Genomic DNA, 19,649 nt, shown 5'->3' on the forward strand with positions numbered 1-19,649 from the left:
GTTCCCTGATCGTGTTGTTAGAGGTTTCAATAACCTTGTCCAACATCCCGGGGAAATCCCCTCACATTTTCTTAAAAATTTAGGTGGTGGGTCAGATGAGGTCGATCATGGTGAGCAAGTTACCATAACGCCGGATACTCACGGGCAGCACCGCCTGCAACGAATAGAGCGCCTGCCCGATGTCATCAAGGCGGAACATGCCAAACACGCGCAGGCTGGCCGCCTGCGGTGAGACCCTTATCCAGCCGCGATGATAGACCCGCAGGCTCTCCACCACCTCAGCCAGGCTTTGGTCGCGCACATCCAGCATGCCATGGATCCATGCGGCCCTTGCCGCGATATTGGCCGCCTTGCGCTCTATGGCCTGCTTGTCGAACCAGGCTGCTTCGCCCGCCTCCATGATAGCCTGGCTACCCTGCCGGGAGACGAGGTTAAGCGCGCCTTGTTGCACCATGGCAAAGCTTCGCCCGCCCTCCAGGCCAGCCAGGAGACGGCAGCCTCCCTTCGCTTCCAGAACGCCATGCGGGGTTTGCAACAGCAAAGGCCGCAATGGATCGGATGCGACTTCGACCATGCATTCGCCTGCGTGCAACTGCAATAAGCGTTCTTTATCCGTGTAGCGTATATCCAATGCCGAGCGGGCATTGATCTGCACGCGGCTGCCGTCGGCCAGCGTGATGTTCCTGCGTTCGCCGGTAGCGGTAACGTAGTCCGCAGTAAAATGAGCCAAAGGAGTAAAGCGATTGGCAAGATAGCCTGTGCCAACGCCCATGACGACAACCGCCACACCCTTGCCGAGGAATTTGCGGCGTTGCATGGATATCTTGCTGCTTGAGAGCGCCTGGTGAACCGCCTTGGTTTGCCCCGACTTTTGATGGGTAAGGTGATGCAATTCGTCGAACCCGGCCATACTGCGCGACAATGCTGCCCAGGCAGCCTGGTGAACCGCGTCGGCTTCCAGCCAGTGCCGGAATTGTACCTGCAAGCTATCGTCCGCCGCGCCTGAACTCAGCCGCACCAGCCAATCGACCGCAGCCTCGGTTGCCGACGGCGGAATCGTACCTAATGGCTGGCTCATGGCTCATTCTCCAGGCGTGCCAGGTGGCAATGCATGATGGCCCGCTTCATGTAGCGCTCCACTGTAGCGACGGAAATATTCATTTCCTGGCTGATGGCGGTGTAACCCAGCCCTTCGAGCCGGTTAAGCAGAAATGCCTGCTTCACCTTGGCAGGCAGGCCATCCAGCTGGCGGTCGATCAACAAGACCGCTTCGCGCAACAGGGCATACTCCTCCTGCGACAAGGCCAGGCTTTCCGGCATCTGCGCAAGCGCTTCGAGATAGGATTCTTCAAGCTCGCGGCGGCGCCAGAAATTGTAAAGCTCCCGTTTTGCAACCACAGTGAGAAAAGCGCGCGGCTCTTGGACTGCTTCGAGTTGCGGTGCCTTGAAAATACGGATGAATGCTTCTTGTGCCAGATCATCCGCATGGGCGGCACCATCGAGCTTGCGCCTGAGCCAGCCCACCAGCCAGCGGTGATGGTTGCGGTACCATTCGGCTAACAAGTAATGACGCGATGCTGTATTGTTCCCCATGAAGCACATGACCCAGAATGATAAAAAGAAGGCCGGCAGAAGCTGCCAGCCTTTGAGAGTACATTATTGGCGGAGAAAGTTAGAGTGCCAAGAATGTATGTGGCTATCCTGTGTTAAATAGAAATCATTGTCAACAACATTCGTAATATGGATTTATCGCAGATTCAACTATTCGTCATCAAATTGTCATTGATATAAAGCAGAAACATCATATCGCCAAGCTAGGATAAGCACGTAGCTTGGCGATATCATCCATTCCCCCCGAAGATTGCGATCATTCCTGGCTACCGGCCCTGACTTGTCAGGGCTTTTTCTTTGCAATGTCTAAAAGTTTCCACGCACAGTCAGCATCATGCTTTGCGGTTCGCCATACTGGCTCCGTAGGGCATCTGTGTAATAACGCTTATCGAAAATATTGTTGATGTTCAACGCGGCAGTCCAATGCTCATCAATCCGGTAGCTCGCATGAGCATTCCAGATCGAATAGGCATTCTGATGGCGCTCTACTACTCCAGCTGGCGCATATTGATCCATATACGATAATTCACTTTGCAAAGTAAATCCGCCACCTATAGTGAACCTGTCCCATTCGCCAGGCAGCTTATAAGTTGCCCATGTTCGCAGCAGGTGACGAGGATTATGGTCATTACTCAACCGGCTACCTTCATTAGCAGTTGCCTCGCCCGTATTGCCTCTATCCTTGATATATTTGGCTGCGTTGAAGGTATACCCTGCGGAGAGTTGCAAATTAGGTATAACCTCCCCATTAATCTCAGCCTCAATACCCTCGCTTCTAACCTTGCCACCATTAATTGAACATCCTCCACCCACGGGAGATGCAGGGCAATTAGTAGGAAACCTGGGGTCAGGCATGGCGCGATTGTCCTGATCAATACGGAACAATGCCAATGAGGTATTCAGCCTCCCACCATAAAACTCTCCTTTGATACCCGCCTCATAGTTGGAACCTATCGCCGGCTCCAATGGGTTGCCAGCCACGGTGTAGGAAGAACTTTGTGGCAGGAAAATATCCGTGTAGCTGCCATAAGCAGACCAAGTTTCGTTAATACGCCAAATCAATGCAGCATATGGCGTCACTTCCCGTGTCTGCTTGTAAGATGTATTGCTGGAGTTTTCAAACTCATACCAACTGACCCGTCCTCCCAGAATCAGCTTCAACGAATCCACTAGTTGCAACCTGACATTGCCATAAATGCCCTGCGTCGTGGATTCCTGGCTCGAGGCAGGACCGTATGCCCCCTGATACAACCTGGGTAAGCTGGACAAATCCAGGTTATAGATATTAGCGCTCACATTAGGGATATAGCGTGGGATATAACTTCTCATGGAAGGTGTCTTGTCTTGCTGCCAGTTGGCACCAATAAACATTTCGTGCTCTTGTCCCCAGACGGTGAATTTGCCATTCAACTGAATATCCGCAACATTCTTTTCAAATTTATTTTCAGCAAAATTCATCTGGGTGAATGATATGGCTCCTGTCTGCGAATCCACGTAAGAGGTTCTTTGCATCGCAGCATCCGTACGGGTAAAACGCTGATGTGCAGTGCTTACCTTAAGCTTCCAATCATCATTGAAATGGTGCGTTACATCACCGAAAATTTCTTTCACTTCGTTCTCATAGCTGGTCCAGCCCGGACCAAGCGATGTAGAACGAGAAAGTTTCAGGTCAGACCCATCATTGGATAATGGAAGACCACCTACCCAGCGCCCTCCATTCTGTTTGTAATGCTGATAACGGAATCCCGCTGCTGCCACAGTATTTTCGCCGAGATCAGCTTCAATAATCCCGTAGAGCAAAGGCAACTTACTCTGGGCCTCATCATAGAAATAATGGCGATCTTCATATCCAGCGACCAACCGCCCGCGCAAGCTGCCACTTTCATTGAGCGAACCAGTGATATCGCCGTCCAACCGGTAATAATCCCAACTTCCCGCACGCGCTATTACCTGAATTTGTTTCTCAGCCAAGGGGCGCTTACGCACCATATTGACCGTGCCACCCGGATCGCCATTACCGATCAAGAGGCCAGGTGCGCCACGCATAATCTCAACGCGATCCAAGATAGCAGTATCCGGCGCTGTGCCGATACCACCGTAATCCCCCATGGGAACACCATCGGCCATGTAATTGCCAATTGCAAAACCGCGGGAATAATAGACCGAATGTCCAAAATTACGGAATTGACGCGTCACGCCAGTCGTTTGCATGAGTACGCTATCCAGTGAGGTCAGGCTCTGGTCATCCATGCGCTGGCGTGTCATCACGGTGACGGATTGCGGAGTTTCACGCAGGGATTGCTCGCCCTTGCCAATCGTGACAGCACGCGCAGCATAGGAGCGGGTGCCTTCGCTAATCGCACGGGATTCACGCGCCATGGAAGCCGTCACGCTGACCTCGGGCAATGCATTGTGGCTGCCGTCCTCACGTACGGCGCTTATCTTGCGCAGCGCATAGCCTGAAGTGGTCTTTTGCGCGGTATAGCCCGTACCAGCCAGGATGTGGTTAAAACCTTCATCCAGGCTATAGGCCCCTTTGAGGCCAGGGCTGCTCAATCCCTTGATCTCATTGGCATCTACCGAGATAGCAACGCCCGACTGCTGGGCAAAGCGGGTGAGCGCTGAGGCAAGCGAGCCTGCTGGAATGTCATATTGCGATGTAGTGGCAGCAGCTTCAGCGTGAGCGACTGTGCTGGTCAAGGCAGGTGCCCATGCCAGTTGCACGGCAAGCAGCATGGGGGCCAGTTTGAAACTGGTCTTTGTATGACGATTCATGGTGTATTGTTCCCTAATTAATGGCTTCAATTACCAAGACACGCAGTAATTGAAAACTGGAACCATTACGGGAGAATTTTTTACCTGGCTCTCACTGCCGCTGGCGCAGGATCCACCACCACCAACCATGGTGTAAAGCTGCGGATGCGCAGCGGGAAGCTTTCACCAAGCAGGTGCAGAGCCTGGTCAGTGTCATCCAGCGGCAAGACAGCGGTCACCTGGTATTGCGCCAGCTGTTGCGGATCAAAGCGCAAATATCCACGACGATGGCGGGAGAGGGCAGTCAGCACTTCTGACAACGATTGATCTTGCACTACCAGCTGATGCAGTTTCCAGGCATCGTTGATGCTATCTGCATCAATGCCCCGTACCGGGCCTACACCATCCCGGATCATTGTGACTGTCTCGCCCTGAGTGACTATAGCTGGTTTGCCAGGCTGCTGACCGGCCCTTACCGCCACGCTGGATTCCAACATGGACACCCGGGTTGCCTGGTACTGATGACTGACGACGAAACGCGTACTCAGGGCAGTAATACTGCCATGCGCGGTTTTGACGATGAATGGCCGTGCCGGGTCCTTTGCCACATCCACGAGGATTTCACCTTGTATCAGGCTCAGATTGCGAGCGTCGTGGGTGAAGTCGATATTCACGGCAGTATTGCCATTCAGCGTGACCATGCTCTGGTCAGGCAGATGGCTAGTCTCCCATTCCGCAGTGGCAGTGCGCAGATCGGCCAGCAAATAACCTGGCGGGTAATGCTGCAAGATGAGCCAGAGCGGCAAAGCCAGGGCCAGCACGGCCAATAACGCACCCGCACTGCGTTTGACTGCGTCTGGCCGTTTGCCGCGGCGTATACCTGCCTTGATGGCAGCATGGGCTGTTGCCGCCTGTGGCTGCATCTCTTCCAGTTGCGCAATCAAACCCTGCATCTGCCGTACCGCCTCGGCATGGCGGGGGTCCGCTGCCTGCCATTGCTGGAACTGCTCCCGCAAGCCAGCTTCAGCAGCATCCGACAGGCGCACCAGCCATTCGGCTGCCTGCTCGGCAATCTTGTCGCTCATGCCCGCCTACCGACCTGGACACCAAGTGCGGCATGGCAATGCACCAGCGCCTGCACCAGGTATTTCTGCACCATCTTGGTGGACACCTTCAGACTATCGGCAATTTCTGCATGCGTCATGCCGTCGAGATAGCGCATCAGGAAGGCATCACGGGGCTTTTGTGCCAATCCTTCCAGTACCAGGCTGATCTGTTCCAAGGCTTCCACCGCAGCTGCCACCTGTTCGGCGGAAGGGGCATAGTCTTCGCCCAATGCCAGCAAGCCTGCCAGGTAAACCTCTTCAATCGCCCGGCGCCGGGCCTGGTTGATGAGCAGACGCTTGGCTGTCGTCGTGAGATAGGCGCGCGGCTCCTGCATGTTGAGCAGTGCATCTCGCGAAGACATGATGCGTGTAAAAGTATCCTGCACCAGGTCTGCCGCATCGTGCGGGCAACCGATTTTCTTGCGCAGCCAGGCAAACAGCCAGCCATGATGGTCACTATAAAGCGCGCTCAGGCGCTGCGTGGTGGTTGGCTGGGAGGGCGGCATGGCAGGGCAGAATAAAATAAGATCCAACTAATAAAAACCATTCTCATTTTATTCTGTACCATGCTGTTTACACCAGCAATGCCGGCAAACGTTATTTTTTCCGAGGGCGTAACCAATAATGCCAGATCATCACAATTGGTACCGATAAAGCCATCCATGACAACCAGTACCAAATTCCAAAGCCGAGCAGGGCAGAGAACAAGCCAAAGATCGTCAGCAGTGCCAGTGCTATAGGCCAACCCCAGATTTCCATGAAACGCTTGCTCATGCGCTGCCTCCCGCTATTGCTGCATGCTTTTGCTCCAGCTCACTGATACGCTTGTCGGCCTGCTGACGGCGCTTGATCCAGAGATACAAGCCGCTGCCCAGCACTACGATGGTGATCAGGTCAAGCAAGGTCCAGATGATTTTCAGCGGTAAACCACCATAATCACCAAAGTGCAGGGGCTGGGAGAGCAACAGCGTTTTCACATACCAGGGCATCTCGCGTGCATCGGTTAACCTTGTTGTTTGGGCATCCACCAACGCTGGCTTGAGCAGGCGAGAGGTCACGGGCGTATTACCCTTCATGAATACCGTGTAATGGTGCGGGCTGGAGAACATGCTGCCCGGAAAGGCGACAAAGCTCACATGCATGTCAGGAATCGCCTGTTTGGCGGTATCAATCGACGCCTGCAAGGAACCGAATGCCGTAGGGGCCGGCAAGTCTTTGTAAGGCGCAGTCATTTCCGCCATCTGGTCGCTTTGCCAAACAAAAATCACGATCTGGCTCAGGGTATTGATCGTCCCGGTCAACCCGACCACCAGCGCCCAAACCAGGGTGGCAACGCCCAGCAGGTTATGGATGTCCAGCCATTTCAGGCGCGACTGCTTTTCGCGCCTGATAGTGCCGAAATCCAGCCGCCGCATGAATGGGTGGTACAACACAATGCCGGAAACAATCGCCACGGCAAATAGCAGCCCCATGAAGCCCAGAAACAGCATGCCGGGCAAGCCGGCAAACATATCCACATGCAGCTTGAACATCACATACATGAATCCACGGTCAGGCGGCGGCTCGTCCAGCACCTTGGCGGTACGGCTGTCGATCAATACTATCTTGCCATCATCAGGGGGAGCATCCATAGACTCGGCCATGGAAACCAACGTGACATGAGGATGCTCGTCCTGCTCCCAGAACATGAAACGAATGACATCTCCTGGGCGCTGCTGGTTAGCGGCTTCTGCCACCTTGTCCAGGCTGACGTAGGGCGTATCCTCAGGCATGAGCGGAGCCTCCACCACGCCGGAAAGATGTTCAATCTCCTCATGGAATATCAATGGCAGGCCGGTAATGCACAGCATTAACAAAAATGCAGTGCATACCAGGCTGGTCCATTTATGTACGAGATACCACTTTCTGATGCTCATCCTGTTCCTTTTGCGCAGATTATCCTGCTAGAAATCGACGGTAGCAGACAGCAGAACCGTGCGGGGCGTGCCAAGGTAAATGTAACCCTCGTTGGAGGTGTTCCAGAAATCCCGGTCGAACAGGTTTTCAATATTCGCCCGCAATGTCACCGGCGTATCGTTGAGGATGGCCTTGTATCGCGCACCGATATCGAAACGGGTCGCGCTGGGGATCGATAAAGTATTCGCCTCGTTCACATATTGCTTGCTGGTATGAATGATCCGGGCCGTCAATGTCAGCCCCTGGACGAATGCGGGATCCCACTCGCTGCCCAGGCTCACCTGCCAGTCCGGCACCCCGATCGCGGTATTGCCATTGAATGCATCGCCTTCCGTCTTGACCAGCTTGCCCTGGCTATAGGCGCCACCGCCCAACAGCCGTACGCCGGAAGCAACTTCCCCAAAAACATTAAGCTCGAGTCCCCGATTACGCTGTTCGCCACTCACGCGAAATACATTATCCGTGGTAATCGCGCTGGGACGCTCGATCTCAAACAGACTGAGTGTAGTGGCGATCCTGCCCCAATCCACCTTCACACCAGCTTCCTTCTGCTTGGTTTTGTAAGGGGAAAACATCTGTCCGGCATTGCTTGCCGGCGGCTGCGCTACTTGACCCTGGCTCAGGCCTTCAATGTAGTTGGCATACAAGGCGACATGATCCACAGGCTTGAACACGATGCCTGCCACAGGAGTCACGGCATTTTTATCGTACCCGGCACCGGATTTCTGGCCTGTGCCTATCGCATAATTCTGCTGCTCCACATTCTGGTGCCGCGCGCCCACAGTCAGCTGCAAACGATCATCCATGAAGGACAAGGTATCGGCCAGGGCGTAGCTGGTCAGTTCCATGGTGGTATATTTCAGCGTCTTGCCACGGAAGCCGCTAGTACTCGGCGTATCACCATACACGGGGGAATAGATGTTATTGGTTTCCGATAGTCCCACACCAACAAAATGTATGTCGGCATTTTGCGTTACGCGGGTCACGCCTGCGCTTACCTGATGATTGATCACACCCGTAGAGAACTGGAACCTGCCGCCGATCTCTGCCGACCTTGAGCTCACATCATAAAGTTGTAAAGCAGCGGCAGAACTGAAAGTGCCATCCGCATTATCCAACGTGGGATTTCCTGCCAATGCATCCATACGGCTCTTGCGATAGCCAAATCCCGCATACACAGTAGCCTGGTCATTGATGTCGTACTCGCTGCGCAATACCACGGTGCTGTCCTTCATCTTGGAATATCCATAACCGGGATAATTCAGCTTGTTATCAGGCGCACTCGGCATCCTGGTCAGGCCGGTACCTACCGTGAATTGCCGGACCACTACTCCCAGATCTTCCTGCTGGTACATCACATCAGCAGATAAACGCAACCGTTCGCCGCGATAATCCAGCGCCAGGCTGCCTACAGTCTCTTCGACATCCTGGCGGTCTATGCGCATATCGCCCTTGCGATATGCGCCATTGAGGCGGACGCCGAACTCGTTGTTCTCGCCGAAACGGCGTCCGAGATCGGCATGGCCTCCATAGACGGAATCCGACATATAACTCGCGGTGAACCTCGTGAGGGGCTGGTCTGCCGCGCGCTTGGGCACCACATTGATACTGCCGCCCACGTTACCGCTCGGCGGCATGCCGTTGAGCAGGGCGCTGGGGCCTTTCAATACCTCGACCCGCTCCGCCATTTCTACCGGCACCCGGTAGAAAGGCATCAATCCATACATGCCATTGAAAGCAAGATCCTGGCTGGAAACAGTAAAACCGCGGATGGAGAAATCCTCGTTCAGGTTAGTACGCGCGCTGGCCTGTCTGACCGAGGGGTCGTTCTGCAGCAGGTCGCCGATGCTGCGCGCCTGCTGGTTCGCAATCACATCCGACGTATAACTGGTTGCGTTGAATGGCAAATCCATGAAGTCGCGTTGCCCCAGCAAGCCCGCACGTCCGCCACGGGCCACCTGAAGGCCGGGATATTCCTCGCTCAACTCGCCTGCTTTCTCGGCGCTGGCCGATACGGCGACCTCGGGCAGCGTCGCCGTTGCATCGCCAGCTTCCCGGGAGGCTTGCAGCGCCTTCTGCAGCTTGTAGCTGCCATTATCCTGCACCACCGCCTGCAACCCGCTGCCGGTCAGAATCGTATCCAGGCCTTGCAGTAAATCGTATGCGCCGCTCAGGCCGCGGCTTTGCTTGCCCTCTGTCAGCTTGCTGTCGATCACCAGCAATATCCCGATTTCCCTGGCATAGGCATTGAGCACTTGGTCCAAGGGTCCTGCAGGTATGTCGAATGACCTGGCGACATGGCCCGCTTGTGCGGTTTCGGCGTAAGCGCCTGGCATCAAGGCCATACTGGCCAAGCCGGAGAGCAATAACAGGCCGGCAAGCCTGCTCATACGAAAAACATAAGCGACTTGTTCCTGGCCCGATAGATTGGCGTGCTTCAGCATATTGATAATTCCTTCGTTCAGAAATAGAAGTGTTCACTACTATTCCGAACGAAAAAACAAAAGTGCTACGCTTGCCTTAGATTTTTTACCTCAGCTCGCATTCCTGCCAATCACAAACCATGTACCGATACCCAATAACGCGAGAAATAACTGACGCGCAGAGGCAATGCCTGCAATAGCGACTCCAGTATCCTGTCTGTATCCGGCAAGGGAAAAACACCGGAAACCACCATGTCGGCCGCCTTGGCATCATAATGGATCGTGCCCCGGCGATAACGCCCCAATTCATCCAGGAAATCCCCCAGCCGCATACGTTCCGCCACCAACTTGCCCTCGAGCCAGGCAATTTCATTGCCATTTGGCGTGGCTGCTGTGAACCTATGGGTGGAAAATCCAGCCTGCAAACCGCTTTCCAGCCTATGGCCTGCCCCTAGACGCGGCTGAATTTGCACAGCGCCATCGTGCACCGATACCCGCGTTTCTTCCTGCTTCAGGCGCACGTTGAATCTGGTGCCAAGCGCCTGGGCCACGCCATGACGCGTTTGTACAAGAAAAGGGCGCACCGGCTGCCCGGCGTCTGCCGCAGTCCTGATGTACATCTCGCCATGGTGCAGTACCAGCCGTCGCTCGCGGGAATTGAATTCGATATCGACCGCTGTCGAGGTATTGAGGATCACCTGACTACCGTCCGAGAGGGCAAGCAGCTGCTGCTCACCAGTGTGCGTGTGATGGTCTGCAGCCCAGGTCTGCCACGCATCGCTGTTACGCACGATGGGCACCGTACCGCCTGTCACTGCCGCCAGGCCCAGCAGCTGCAATAACCGGCGGCGCTTCTCCGCATCGGGTTTGTCTTTCAGCAATCCGGCTGCGTGGGTAGGGATCAATCGCAGTTTTTGCTCTATGGCCGTTATTTCGCTCCAGGCTTGCCGATGCAAGTCGCTGGCCGCCAACCACTCGTCAAAATCGGACCGCTGGTCGGCTGTGACTTCTCCTGACCATAAGGCGACCTGCCATTCCAGCGCTTGTTGTCGCAGGCGCACATATTGTTCAGTCGCTGGCGCAGCGGCCATCCCGTGCTCCATCACAACCCCATGCAGGCTTGTGCGGCCTTGAGCATATACTTGCGCACGGCTGCAACCGATATCCCGAGCTGGACGGCGATTTCGCTATAGGTGAGGCCGTCAAAACGCGACAGCAGGAACGCTTGTCGGACCTTGCTTGGCAATTGGTCCAGCACCTGGTCCAGATGGATGAGGCTTTGCAGGACGATCGCCTGGTCTTCCGGCGAAGGGGCGTCCGCCTGCGGCAATTGCAGCAGCCATTCATGGTAAGCCAGCTCCAGGCGCCGGCGGCGGTAGAGGTCGACCACCAGGCCCTTGGCGATCTGGGTGAGATAGGCGCGCGATTGATCTGGCAAGGGAGTCTTGCCGGCCACCATCAGGCGGACAAAGGTGTCTTGTGTCAGGTCGGCCGCAATATGCTGGCAACCCAGCTTCTTGCACAGCCAGGCAAACAGCCAGCCATGATGGTCACTGTATAGAACGCTCAGGCGCTGTGCCATCGAAGGCGGGGGAGAAGACATGGGAAATGGGATGCAGCTCTATTAAAAACAATTCTCATTTTATTCTGCATCTTGCCGCCAAGACAAGCCACCAGGCAAGACGCCACTTCAACCTGAAGTTGAAAACCGCAAGAATCAGCTAAGGTATATTTGCCGCTTAAGCTCTTGCTGCGCTTGTGCATGCCCTTGAGTTGCCGCCTGGCGCAACCACCAGCGGCCTAGCGCACGGCTGGCAATATCAGCCTGGTTGAGCAGGGCGCTGGCGTAAGCATAGGCATCGTCGGCATTGCCTTGTTGAGCACACTTGGCGAGCGCTTCAATGCCAATCTGGCGCAGCCCTGCATAAGGATGTTGCAGCAGATTGGTTGCCATAGTGCGTGAGAACGCCAGGTGCGCATTATTCAGCGCTTCGCGCATCCAGATTTCCGCATTGCGTGCATCGTTACGTTCAAGCAGCATGAGAGCATAATTGTATTGTCCGCGGAAATCGCCCGCTTCGGCTGAACGGCGGTAATAGTCAAAGGCTTTTCCCTGGTCCTGCTCGCCTAGCCAGCCGTCCTCGAAGAACCTGCCGACCACGCCCAACGACTTGGCGTGCCCTAATTCGGCCGCCCTGTTGTACCAGTCAAATGCCTGTATCTCGTCCTTTTCCACGCCCAGGCCATGCAGCAACAGGTTGCCGTAGTTGTACATGCCCCAGTCCAGCCCTTGATTCGCCGCCATGCGGAACCAGTATGCCGCACAGGCATGGTCCACCGGGCCGCCCCAGCCTTGGTCATAAGCACGGCCCAGCATGTTCATGCCCATGAGGTCGCCGGCTTCTGCCGCCTTGCGGAACCAGATTCTTGCCTGCCTGGGGTCTGGCGCCAAGCCGTAGCCATCGAGATAGGCCTGGCCGAGCAGTACCTGAGCATCTGGGGTATCCTGTTCAGCAAGCGCACGTATCCATTGCACAGCCTCCTGCGGATCACCCGCGAGGCGGCGCTTCAACTCTGCTTCGCTGATATTTCTCAGTTGTTCAGGTGTGATGGATAAGGCACTGCTGGCAGACATGCTGATTGAGAACAGGAATTAATCAGGTGGTGACTATACACCAAATCCCGTCTGCCACCGAACTGTTCAGACCCTTCTCAGCCTCTTTTCATGGGATACGCTGCCAGCCTCCGCCCAGGGCGCGGTACAGGTCAACAGAAGCCTGCAAGCGTTGCTGACGCACTTGCAGGCTCAAATCCTGCGCTGCAAACAGGGTGCGCTGGGTATCCAGCAGGGTAAGCAGGGTTTCGGCACCCGCTTGATAACGCGATTGCGCAAAAGCAAATGCCCGCTCGGCATTTTCCTGTGCAACCGTTTGCGCAGCAGCCTGTTGCTCCAGCCCGGCAATCCGGTTGAGTGCAGCCTCCACATCGCCAAAAGCCGCGACAATGGCCTGGCGATAGTTGGCCAGCAATTCCTGCCTGCGGGCAATGGCATAATCGCGCTGGGCCGCCAGCCTGCCCGCATTGAAAATCGGCGCAGCCAGTCCGGCAGCCAAGCTGTAAAGCGGGTTATCGAGAAAACTACGCAAGTGCTCACTATTGCTGTAAATGCCACCATTCAATGTGATGCTGGGCAGCATGACGGCACGTGCCACTTGGATATCCGCTTGGAAAGCCAGCAATGTAGCCTCGGCACGTGCGATATCAGGCCTGCGTGTCAATAATGCAGCAGGCAAGCCTGCACTGGTTTCCGGCACTTGCACATCCACCAGCACATTGTTGCCAAGCTGCAAGTCAGCCAAGGGCTGGGAGAGCAGGGTAGCCAGGATGGCCTCGGCATTGCCCTGTTGTTGTTGCAGCAGCGCCAGGATCCGGCGCTGGGTTGCTACCAGTCCCTGCTGCTGCGCCAGCTCTATTGGATTGGCGGCACCCGAGCGGTAGCGCGACTCGACCAGCGCCAGCACTTTTTCGGCATTTTCAAGGTTGCGGCGCGCAATCTCCGCGCGCGCGCGTAAACCTGTCACCTCCATCCATGTGTTGGCAACACTGGCGCTGATCGTGAGGCGCAGGCTGTCGCGATCAAACTCGCTCGCCTGGATCCTGGCCAGCGCACCCTGGTAGGCCGAGCGGTTCTTGCCCCAGAAATCGATTTCATAGCTCGCGGCCAATCCGGCTGAATACGTGCTCAGGGCTTGCGCGTCACTGCTCGCTCCCAGCCTGCGTTGCCGGCCTGCGTTGACCAGCGCTGACACCTCCGGCAGCAGGGGAGCACCGGCGACAACGGCCAGCTTCTGCGCCTGTTCAACGCGGGCAACTGCCGCGGCCAGGTCGTAATTGACGGCTTGTGCACGCTGCACCAGGGCATCCAGCTCGCTGCTCCCGAAGCCCTGCCACCACTCCCGCTCCAATATGTCATCTGACGTATCAGCTTGATGCCTCCACTGTTCCGGCAGCCTGTCCAAACCATCATCAGGGTTGAGCTGCAATGGTTTCAGGCTGCTGCAGGCATTCAACAGCAACATCACACAAAGGAAAAAAACAGGTTTCATATTACTCATTGGCAAGCGCCACTACTGGGTCCAGCTTGGCTGCCTGGCGCGCAGGCATGAAGCCGAACACCAGGCCGGTGATGACGGAACAGAAGAAAGCGCTAATAATTGCGCTCAGTGAAAAAATGACCGGCATGCCGAGCAATACCAGTGCCACCCCGATAGATAACCCAAGTATCACGCCGGTGACACCGCCTACCGTCGTTACCAGGACGGCTTCCGTCAGGAATTGCTGCAGGATGTCCCGCTGGCGTGCGCCGGTTGCCATGCGAATGCCAATTTCGCGCGTGCGCTCACGCACCGTCATCAGCATCACGTTCATCACGCCTATTCCGCCCACCCCTAATGAAATCACGGCGATGAGGGCGAGCATCACCCCCATGCTGTCCTGCGTCTTGGCTTGAGCCGCAATCCAGGCAGCCGCATTCTCCAGATTGAAATCGCGGATCTGGTGCCGTGAAAACAGCAAATCATCCACCGCTTTCGCTGCTGCGTCGATCTGCTTCATATCACCAACCTCGAGGGTGACATAGGAAGGATCGCGCTCGCCAAACACCCGCAGGCTTGCGGTGGAATAGGGAATCACAACCAGGTCATCCACCCCTTCATCGCCGGTGACGGTTCCCTTGGACCCCAGTACCCCAATTACCTGGAACGGCACATTGCCGACCAGGATAGTTTCACCCACGGGGTTCTCCACGTCCGGCATCAGGTTGCTCGCCAGCCTTGATCCCAGCACGGCTACTGTCGCCATGTTCCGGTCATCTTCTTCGGTGAAGAAAGAGCCGGTGACCACTGGCCATGAGAGCATGCGTGACATCGCTGCGCGGGAACCCTTGATACGGGTCTGCACATCTTCGTTGCCGTAACGCACGACCTTGCTACCAGAGAAATTGGGCAGCACATAAGTGATCTGCGGCAAATCTTCCAATGCCTCCAGATCCGACATGCTGATACCACGCCCCGGCACACGCGAACTTTCACGCTTGGGGCTCACATAAATGTGATTGGTGCCGAAAGCTCCCAGCTCTGCCACCACACGCTCCTTGGTTCCCATGCCCACCGCCAGCATTACGATCACCGAGGCCACACCGATAATGATGCCCAGCAGGGTCAGCACAGTACGGAAGCGGTTGACCCACATCACGCGCCAGGCGGCACGGCATGCTTCAAGCACATCTCCGCGCCATTGGGATTGGCCGGGCTGATGATCAAGCCTGAGTTCCGCTGTCTCACTGCCTGCCTCACGCTGCACGGGGCCGGTATCGCTGATGACATTGCCATCCCTGATTTCGATCACGCGCCGTGCATTTGCCGCCACATCCCGGTCATGGGTAATCAGGATAATGGTATGCCCTGCATCCGCCAGTTCGTTGAGCAACCGCATGACTTCCTCGCCACTGCGAGAATCCAGCGCTCCGGTCGGTTCGTCGGCAAGGATGATACGCCCGCCATTCATGAGCGCACGTGCAATTGACACGCGCTGCTGCTGGCCGCCCGACAATTGCTTGGGACGATAATGCAGGCGCTCCCCCAACCCCAGGCGGGTAAGCAATGCACTAGCGCGCTCAGCACGCTCATGCTCTGACATACCGGCATAAAGTGCCGGGATTTCCACATTCTCCTGCGCAGTCTCGGTTGCAATCAGGTGATAGCCCTGGAAAACAAAACCAAATGCCTCCCGGCGCAACCAGGCCAGTTCATCCGCATCCATGTCCGCCACGTTCCGGCCGGCAAAACGGTAGCTGCCGGCGCTGGGCTTATCCAGGCAGCCCAGGATATTCATGAGCGTAGATTTGCCGGAACCGGAAGCACCCATGATCGCCACGAATTCCCCAGCATGGATATCCAGTGAAATGCCATGCAGGATTTCCACCCGCGGCTTATCGCCCCCGCCGTAATGCTTGCGAATATCGCGCAGGGAGATCAATGGCCAGGATTCACTCAAAACTGGAATCTCCAGGGGCTGGGCTTGGGTGTTCTATCGGCCGTGATCAATTGCTCGCCTTCCGCCAGTCCGGAGAGAACTTCAGCCCGCAAGCGCGTACGCACGCCTGTGGCGACCTCGCGCCATGCCACCTTGCCATCCCCGGTCAATACACGCACCTTGTATCGTCCTGCCGGGGCATCAATTTCAGAAAGCGCGCTGATCGGCACAGTGACCACTTGCCTTGCTGCCTCCACCACGAAAGACACCTGCGCGGTCATTTGCGGCATCAATGCACCGTCGGCATTGTCCACATCGAACAGCACGGTATACAGCACGACCTTGTTGCTGCTCGGCGTTTGCGTAGCCGCCGCGCTTGTGCCTTCAGCTTGGCGCGGGGCAGGCAATACCTGCCGCACAGTCCCATTCCAACGCCGCGCATCACCGCCCAACGTCTTGAAATAGACCTCCATATCCGGCTTCACATCGCGCACATCGGCCTCTGATACATCGGTCCACACCGTCATCGTGGAAAGATCGGCAATCCGCAGCAGGGTCGGGATCTGATAGGTAGCGTTAAGGGTCTGGCCGACTTTGGCCTCGATCGAGATCACGGTGCCAGACATAGGCGCATAGATATTGGTAAAGCCAAGCAGGGTTTCATTCCCCTGCAGGGTCGACTGGGTCTGATCGATTTGCGCCTTCAGGCTCTTGATGCGTGCCTCCGCGGTTTTCAGGGCCGCCGCCGCTTGCTGCACCTCTTCGGTACGGGTGGAACCTTCCTGCTGCATGCGTTGCTGCCGCTCATGCTGCTGGCTGGCAAACTCATACTGCGCTTCCTGCTCTTCAAGCTGCGCCCTCAACCCCGCCAGCGCGGCACGCCCCGCATCCACTGTCGCCTGTGGCACGCGCGGGTCTATCTCGGCCAGCAGCTGGCCTTTCTGTACCGTATCGCCGGGCTCTACATGCAGGCTCAGTATCTGGCCGGAAACCTGCGCCCCCACATCAACATAGCTGCGTGGTTGCAAGGTGCCAATGGCAGTCACATTGTGTTCAATATCTCCGCGCCTGGCCTGTTCAAGCACGAAAGCATCGGCAGGATCGCGGTCGCGCGCCAGCCAACCCACACCAAGGATGACCAGCACGATGACTAACAGCACAATATTGCGTAATTTCATCTAGGGCTGAACCTCGAAGCTCAGGGTGGCAGTGTGGCGCACATCCTCATATTTCTTGCCCTGATAGGTCATGCTGCCGTTAACGCGTGCAGTCACTTCCAGGATATACAAGCCAGGAAACGGTGTTTTCAGGCTGACGCTGCCATCCTCAGCAGGTTTGAGTGTGCGTATCCAGCCCTCTCCCGTGCTGACGTTCACCTGGGAAGCCGCAACGGGACTGCCTTTCCATACCAGTCTGAAGGTATTGCCATTGGGTTCGGTTGGCACCAGCTCCAGATCGTTCACTGCCTTGACCTCGCTGCGCCCCAGTTTTGCCTGGTAGAAATGCAATACAGAATCCTGACCGACCGCCTGGGCAGTGAGCCTCAAATCACCGTCTGCCTCGGTCGCCACCTGGAGAGCGTCTTTTGCAACCTGGAGTTCAAGGTCCTTGCCATCGGCAAGGAAGGCGCGCTTTGCGCTGAGGCTAGCCGGATCAGACTTTCCGCCGGACTCATGCAGCCCAAGATAAGCACGTACACCATCCTGTGCAGGTTCCAACCACAGATAATCAGCCTGCGCGACCATGATGTTGCCCAGCATGAATGCTGCAACCATGATGTGGATACAGAACTTGAATCCCTTGCTTCTCATTTGTGTCACTCCTTATTTTTTGTAAGAGAATTTGACGTTCTTACTAGTAATGACACGTGAGAATGAAAAAAGGACACCCCTGCACAGAAAATTTCACAAAAATAGCAGATGCTGCATATTGCAAAGCCATAAAAAAATGGGGCTTGAAGCCCCATTTCATGCATGCAGAATATCTATCGCTTAATACACGTCGCGCAGGTAACGCTTTTCGCGTTTGAGCTGGTTGACATAGGCTGTAGCTGCTTCTGCATCCAGGCCGCCATGTTCGGCCACCACATCATGCAGCGCCTGGTCCACATCCTTGGCCATGCGGCTGGCATCTCCACAGACGTAGAAATACCCACCGTCCTGCAACCAGGCATATAGCTCCTTGCCGTTCTCCTGCATGCGCGTCTGCACATAAATCTTCTCAGCCTGGTCACGCGAGAAGGCAAGGTCGAGCCGGTTCAGCACACCATCCTTCATCATGGCAGTCAGCTCATCTTCGTAGATGAAATCGCTGGCACGCTTCTGGTCGCCAAAGAACAGCCAGTTGCGGCCACCTGCGCCCGATTCACGACGCTCTTGCAGGAAAGCGCGGAACGGGGCGATGCCAGTGCCTGGGCCGACCATGATGACCGGCGCATTCTTGTCGGCCGGGACACGGAAAGCTTTATTGGTGGTAACAAAAATACCCGCCTGCTCGCCTTCCTTGACGTGATCAGCCAGGTAAGTGGAACAGACACCGCCACGCTGCCTGCCGCCTGAGGTATAACGCACACTGGCTACGGTCAGGTGGATGCGACTGGGGTTTGCCAGCGAGCTGGAAGAAATCGAGTAGGCACGGTGCTGCAATGGCTTCAGCAGGCCGACAAACTCGTCCACGCTGAGATTCAGATTAGGATTAAGTTGCAGAAGGTCCAGCGTATCCTTGCCCCACAGCCAGTTTTCCAGGGCTGCCTTGTCACCGCTTTGCACAACGCGGCTCAGGTCATCATTACCGGCACGCTGCTCAACCGCGGCAATCAGTTCACGCGACGGCATGGAAATCTCTAAGCCACGGGTCAGCAACTCCACCAGTGGCTTGTCATGCTTGGCAACCGCTGTGTCTGCCTTGGCACCCAGGCGCTCGATAATCAGGCCGACCAGCTCGGGATTGTTTTCCGGCACCACATTAAGCGCATCGCCGGCTTCGTAATGGATGCCGCTGTCACCGAGGTCGAATTCATAATGGCGGATTTCCTTGCCGGAACCAGGGCCGGAAAGGCGACGATTGACCGCCAGCACAGATGGGTAAGGATTCTTGCGGTTATAGGCGGAGGCCGCTGGTGCCGCAGTTTCTGCAACAGGTACCGCCGCAACCTCATCAGGTCCGCCCTCAACCTCTGCAAACAAGGGCAGGGCCGCTTCTATCCAGGTATTCGCCGGTTCTTCAAAGTCCACATCGCAATCCACCCGGGCAAGCAGGCGCTTGGCGCCCAGTTGCTCAAGGCGTGTATCCAAGTTCTTGCCTGCTTCACAGAAACCGTCATAACCGGTATCGCCGATTGCCAGCACGCCAAAGCTCATTTCTTCCAGGCGTTCGATGCCTTCAGGGGCAAGCGCTTCCCAGAACAATTGCGCATTGTCAGGCATCTCGCCTTCACCATAGGTGGATGTGATGATCATGACGCGGCGCATGGTGCTAAATTCTTCCAGCTCCACTTCATCCAGCGCTTTTACAACCGGTTCCAATCCATGCTGCTTGGCACTGGTGCCCGCAGTGTGGGCCAAACCTTCGGCATTGCCGGTCTGCGAACCATAGAGAATATAAATCGGCGGTTTACCGCGTCCGCTACCGGCATCTGCAGTATTGAGCAAACGGGTTTGCAGGCCTGCCATAAAACCGGCAAGCCAGGCCTTCTGGTCTTGATTGAATGGGGAGTCGTCGGGAATGTAAGGAGTCTTCATTATCTGGTCGTCAGCAATTCATACCG

16 protein-coding genes are annotated in these 19,649 nt (G+C 56.0%); all 16 read right to left on the bottom strand.

Features of this window, described 5'->3' with window-relative positions; genetic code table 11:
* Positions 1–91: 91 nt before the first annotated feature.
* Entirely contained in the window at positions 92–1,078 is a 987-nt protein-coding gene (locus tag LG198_RS09310) for a FecR family protein (RefSeq protein ID WP_230342898.1), read from the bottom strand.
* On the bottom strand, positions 1,075–1,593 hold the full coding sequence (locus LG198_RS09315) for a sigma-70 family RNA polymerase sigma factor (RefSeq protein WP_230342899.1): 519 nt from the start codon (positions 1,591–1,593) through the stop codon (positions 1,075–1,077). The genes LG198_RS09310 and LG198_RS09315 overlap by 4 nt, the downstream gene beginning before the upstream one ends.
* A 324-nt stretch (positions 1,594–1,917) precedes the next feature.
* Positions 1,918–4,386 carry a TonB-dependent siderophore receptor gene (locus tag LG198_RS09320; RefSeq protein ID WP_230342900.1) on the bottom strand — a complete coding sequence of 823 codons (2,469 nt, stop codon included), beginning with the start codon at positions 4,384–4,386 and terminating at the stop codon, positions 1,918–1,920.
* 80 nt (positions 4,387–4,466) lie between these two features.
* Positions 4,467–5,450 carry a FecR family protein gene (locus LG198_RS09325; protein WP_230342901.1) on the bottom strand — a complete coding sequence of 328 codons (984 nt, stop codon included), beginning with the start codon at positions 5,448–5,450 and terminating at the stop codon, positions 4,467–4,469.
* Complete coding sequence (locus LG198_RS09330) at positions 5,447–6,004, bottom strand: sigma-70 family RNA polymerase sigma factor (RefSeq protein ID WP_328485263.1); 558 nt, start codon at positions 6,002–6,004, stop codon at positions 5,447–5,449. The genes LG198_RS09325 and LG198_RS09330 overlap by 4 nt, the downstream gene beginning before the upstream one ends.
* A 64-nt stretch (positions 6,005–6,068) precedes the next feature.
* Positions 6,069–6,245 (bottom strand): DUF4175 domain-containing protein, encoded by a 177-nt coding sequence (locus tag LG198_RS09335; RefSeq protein WP_230342902.1) that lies wholly within the window; start codon positions 6,243–6,245, stop codon positions 6,069–6,071.
* A complete protein-coding gene (locus tag LG198_RS09340; protein WP_230342903.1) occupies positions 6,242–7,387 on the bottom strand; it encodes a PepSY-associated TM helix domain-containing protein in 1,146 nt (381 codons plus the stop codon). Before LG198_RS09340 ends, LG198_RS09335 begins: the two co-directional genes overlap by 4 nt.
* Positions 7,388–7,414: 27 nt before the next feature.
* Complete coding sequence (locus LG198_RS09345; protein ID WP_230342904.1) at positions 7,415–9,871, bottom strand: TonB-dependent receptor; 2,457 nt, start codon at positions 9,869–9,871, stop codon at positions 7,415–7,417.
* Positions 9,872–9,981: 110 nt separating this feature from the next.
* The gene (locus LG198_RS09350; protein ID WP_230342905.1) at positions 9,982–10,941 is read right to left on the bottom strand and encodes a FecR domain-containing protein; all 960 of its coding nucleotides are present in this window, start codon (positions 10,939–10,941) and stop codon (positions 9,982–9,984) included.
* Positions 10,942–10,952: 11 nt separating this feature from the next.
* Positions 10,953–11,453, bottom strand: a complete 501-nt coding sequence (locus LG198_RS09355) for a sigma-70 family RNA polymerase sigma factor (RefSeq protein ID WP_230342906.1) — start codon at positions 11,451–11,453, stop codon at positions 10,953–10,955.
* 114 nt (positions 11,454–11,567) lie between these two features.
* Positions 11,568–12,485, bottom strand: a complete 918-nt coding sequence (locus LG198_RS09360; protein ID WP_230342907.1) for a tetratricopeptide repeat protein — start codon at positions 12,483–12,485, stop codon at positions 11,568–11,570.
* A gap of 88 nt (positions 12,486–12,573) precedes the next feature.
* A complete protein-coding gene (locus LG198_RS09365) occupies positions 12,574–13,956 on the bottom strand; it encodes an efflux transporter outer membrane subunit (RefSeq protein ID WP_230342908.1) in 1,383 nt (460 codons plus the stop codon).
* Between the two features lies 1 nt (position 13,957).
* A complete protein-coding gene (locus tag LG198_RS09370; protein WP_328485269.1) occupies positions 13,958–15,904 on the bottom strand; it encodes a MacB family efflux pump subunit in 1,947 nt (648 codons plus the stop codon).
* Positions 15,901–17,061 (bottom strand): efflux RND transporter periplasmic adaptor subunit, encoded by a 1,161-nt coding sequence (locus LG198_RS09375; RefSeq protein WP_230342909.1) that lies wholly within the window; start codon positions 17,059–17,061, stop codon positions 15,901–15,903. The genes LG198_RS09370 and LG198_RS09375 overlap by 4 nt, the downstream gene beginning before the upstream one ends.
* Entirely contained in the window at positions 17,062–17,694 is a 633-nt protein-coding gene (locus LG198_RS09380) for a DUF4198 domain-containing protein (protein WP_230342910.1), read from the bottom strand.
* Between the two features lie 180 nt (positions 17,695–17,874).
* Positions 17,875–19,623 carry a sulfite reductase subunit alpha gene (locus LG198_RS09385; RefSeq protein ID WP_230342911.1) on the bottom strand — a complete coding sequence of 583 codons (1,749 nt, stop codon included), beginning with the start codon at positions 19,621–19,623 and terminating at the stop codon, positions 17,875–17,877.
* Positions 19,624–19,649 lie beyond the last annotated feature (26 nt).

The organism is Methylobacillus arboreus, assembly GCF_020532725.1.
GTDB lineage: Bacteria > Pseudomonadota > Gammaproteobacteria > Burkholderiales > Methylophilaceae > Methylobacillus > Methylobacillus arboreus.